Origin of the sequence: Pseudomonas mandelii, assembly GCF_002251635.1 — a bacterium.
Lineage (GTDB): Bacteria > Pseudomonadota > Gammaproteobacteria > Pseudomonadales > Pseudomonadaceae > Aquipseudomonas > Aquipseudomonas mandelii_B.
This window is the reverse complement of record NZ_NMOJ01000171.1, coordinates 1-3490: the sequence shown is the minus strand read 5'-3', so window position 1 is coordinate 3490 and position 3490 is coordinate 1. Positions and strand designations below refer to the sequence as shown.

Genomic DNA, 3490 nt, shown 5'->3' with positions numbered 1-3490 from the left:
TGACACTANNNATTCCCAGATACTAAAACGCCGCTCGAGTGAGCGGCGCTTAAGTTTACTGCAACGAATCAGTCGCGCACGTAAATGATTTCCGGACCGTCTTCATCATCCACGTCTTCTTCGTCCCAATCATCGTCGCCGATGTCATGGACCGACTTCACGCCGCTGCGGCGCAGGGCACGCTGGTCGTCCAGAGCCTGCAACTGAGCGCGGGCTTCGTCTTCGATCTGCTGATCGAGTTCGGCCAGTTCTTCCTTGTAGACCGGGTCGTTAGCCAGACGATCAGCACGGTCTTCCATGTAACGCATGATGTCGCGGCACAGACGCTCGGTACCTTCTTTGGCGATGGCCGAGATCACGTAGACCGGACCTTCCCACTCCAGGCGATCGACGATTTCCTTGACGCGCTCTTCGTGCTCTTCTTCCAGGATCTGGTCGCACTTGTTCAGTACCAGCCAGCGATCACGCTCGGCCAGGGCCGGGCTGAACTTGGTCAGTTCGCTGACGATCACTTCGGCGGCGTCCGGTGCGCTGGTGTCATCCAGCGGCGCCATGTCGACGAGATGCAGCAGCAAACGGGTACGCGACAAGTGCTTGAGGAAGCGAATCCCCAGGCCTGCGCCGTCGGAAGCACCTTCGATCAAGCCAGGAATGTCGGCGACCACGAAGCTTTTCCAGCGATCGACGCTGACCACACCCAGGTTCGGCACCAGGGTGGTGAACGGGTAGTCGGCGACTTTCGGCTTGGCGGCCGAGACCGAGCGGATGAAGGTACTTTTGCCGGCGTTCGGCAAACCCAACAGGCCTACGTCGGCCAATACTTTCATTTCGAGNTTCAGATCACGCGCCTCGCCCGGTTTACCCGGAGTGGTCTGGCGCGGAGCACGGTTGGTACTGGACTTGAATCGGGTGTTACCCAGACCGTGCCAGCCGCCCTGCACAACCATCAGCTTTTGGCCAGCCTTGGTCAGGTCGCCGATCACTTCCTGAGTCGCGGAATCGATGACCGTGGTGCCGACCGGTACGCGCAGTACCAGGTCTTCGCCCTTTTTACCGGTGCAGTCGGTGCTGCCGCCGTTGGAGCCACGCTCGGCATCGAAGTGCCGGGTGTAACGGTAGTCGACCAGGGTGTTGAGGTTTTCGTCGGCGATCATGTAGACCGAGCCGCCATCACCCCCATCACCGCCGTTCGGGCCACCGTTTTCAATGAATTTCTCGCGACGGAAGCTCATGCAACCGTTGCCGCCGTCACCTGCTTTTACTCGGATGGAAACTTCATCAACGAACTTCATAACAAAACGCCTCTCGTCGCATGGACGAGCTTAAGAAACCAAGACATAAGACTCTTGCAAAAATGAGCGCAGCGACCTCAATAACGACCGCAAATCCAGCGCCTGAGCCCATTACAAACAGCTTTGCAAGAGACTCACTCCACAAACGAAAAAGCCCCGTCGCGAGACAGGGCTTTTCCAGCAACTACGCAATTATGCCGCGACGACTTCAGTCTTCGGGACAATGCTCACGTAACGGCGGTTGAAAGCGCCTTTTACTTCGAACTTGATCACGCCTTCGATTTTCGCGAAGAGGGTGTGATCTTTACCCATGCCAACACCGTAACCGGCGTGGAATTGGGTGCCGCGCTGACGCACGATGATGTTGCCCGGAATGATTTTCTGGCCGCCATACATCTTAACGCCAAGGCGTTTGGCTTCTGAGTCGCGACCGTTACGGGTACTACCACCAGCTTTTTTGTGTGCCATGAGTCAATTCTCCTAGTGAGGAATTAGGCTGAAATTAAGCCTGAATACCGGTGATTTTGATCTCGGTGTACCACTGGCGGTGGCCCATACGCTTCATGTGGTGCTTACGACGACGGAACTTGATGATGCGGACTTTATCGTGACGACCTTGGGAGATCACTTCAGCCACAACGGTAGCGCCAGCAACCACTGGAGCGCCGATGTTCACGTCATCGCCATTGGCGACCAACAGAACGCGATCAAAAGTAACGGATTCGCCAGTAGCGATTTCCAGTTTTTCGATCTTCAGGTATTCACCTGGGGCGACCTTGTATTGCTTGCCACCAGTAACAATTACTGCGTACGACATGGTATTTCTCCGATAATCCTGCTCACCCAGCGCTTTATAAGAAGAGGTATTGGCTGGCATGGCTGCATGGGATGGACGTCCCGAATGCAATTGCGTAAGGCAGGTGCTGCCCAGGAAGTTCAGGGTGCGCGATTGTACGCAAGGTGCCGGGGCGATGCAAGGGGCCGTCCATCGTGCCTTGACACCCGCCGACGTGGGTCCTAGCATGCCGCGCAACCCTTCTGGAGCGACTGTCGCTGATGCAACCCCAAGCTTTCTACCGCGCGGTCGCGGACGATTTTAGCGCCGTCGACGGCATCATCAAGCAGCAGCTGACGTCTAAAGTGCCGCTGGTCTCCAAAATTGGCGATTACATTACCTCGGCTGGCGGTAAACGCCTGCGTCCTCTATTAGTGTTGCTGTGTGGCAAGGCCCTGGGTCGCGAAGGCGATGACCTGCGCCTGCTGGCAGCTACTATCGAATTCCTGCACACCGCCACCCTGCTGCATGACGACGTGGTCGACATGTCGGGCATGCGCCGTGGCCGGGAGACCGCCAANGCCATGTGGGGCAACGCGCCAAGCGTGCTGGTGGGCGACTTCCTGTATTCGCGCTCCTTCGAAATGATGGTCGAACTGGGCTCCATGCCGGTGATGAAGATTCTTTCACAAGCCACGCGCATCATCGCCGAAGGCGAAGTGTTGCAGCTGTCGAAGGTCCGCGATGCCAGCACCACCGAAGAAACCTACATGGAAGTGATTCGCGGCAAAACCGCGATGCTTTTCGAAGCCTCCACCCACAGTGCCGCCGCCCTGTGTGGCGCCACTGCCGAACAGGCCGAAGCCCTGCGCACCTTTGGCGATCACCTGGGCGTGGCGTTCCAACTGGTGGACGACCTGCTCGACTACCGTGGCGACGCCGAAACCCTGGGCAAGAACGTCGGTGACGACCTGGCCGAGGGCAAGCCGACCTTGCCGCTGATCTACACCATGCGCGAAGGCACGCCGGAACAGGCTGCACTGGTGCGCAAAGCGATCCAGAAAGGCGGGATTGAAGACCTGGAAAGCATTCGCGCTGCCGTGGAAGCCTCGGGCTCCCTGGATTACACCGCAAATCTGGCCCGTGATTACGTGGCCCGCGCGATCAAATGCCTCGACGCGCTGCCAGCCAGCGAATACCGCGATGCGCTGGTTGAATTGAGCGAATTTGCGGTCGCCCGTACGCACTAACAGCACTGCAACACCCTGTGGGAGCGAGCTTGCTCGCGATTGCAATCTGCCAGTCGACACTGTTGCTGACTGACGCACCGCAATCGCGAGCAAGCTCGCTCCCACAGGTTTATCAGCGTCCAGCCCTCTCCCGTCTAAAACCCTATACAATGTGCGCTTTTTAGCGATCCTGA

The 3490-nt window shown here is 57.8% G+C and carries 4 protein-coding genes; 1 reads left to right on the top strand and 3 read right to left on the bottom strand.

The features are described from left to right. Positions 1-68 precede the first annotated feature (68 nt). From cgtA to rplU, 3 genes are all read right to left on the bottom strand, one after another. Positions 69-1292, bottom strand: a complete 1224-nt coding sequence (cgtA, locus tag B7L09_RS21665) for an Obg family GTPase CgtA (protein ID WP_094470568.1) — start codon at positions 1290-1292, stop codon at positions 69-71. A 192-nt stretch (positions 1293-1484) separates the two neighbouring features. Beyond that, positions 1485-1760, bottom strand: a complete 276-nt coding sequence (gene rpmA / locus B7L09_RS21660) for a 50S ribosomal protein L27 (protein WP_094470567.1) — start codon at positions 1758-1760, stop codon at positions 1485-1487. Positions 1761-1794: 34 nt separating this feature from the next. Beyond that, the gene (gene rplU / locus B7L09_RS21655) at positions 1795-2109 is read right to left on the bottom strand and encodes a 50S ribosomal protein L21 (protein WP_003176051.1); all 315 of its coding nucleotides are present in this window, start codon (positions 2107-2109) and stop codon (positions 1795-1797) included. 239 nt (positions 2110-2348) lie between these two features. On the opposite strand from rplU, the gene B7L09_RS21650 reads away from it, so the two are divergent. Beyond that, a complete protein-coding gene (locus B7L09_RS21650; RefSeq protein WP_094470566.1) occupies positions 2349-3317 on the top strand; it encodes a polyprenyl synthetase family protein in 969 nt (322 codons plus the stop codon). The last annotated feature ends 173 nt before the right edge of the window (positions 3318-3490 follow it).

Coding starts and splice junctions, on each gene's coding strand:
- rpmA (WP_094470567.1), bottom strand. CDS start 1,760: ATGGCACACAAAAAAGCTGGTGGTAGTACCCGTAACGGTCGCGACTCA.
- rplU (WP_003176051.1), bottom strand. CDS start 2,109: ATGTCGTACGCAGTAATTGTTACTGGTGGCAAGCAATACAAGGTCGCC.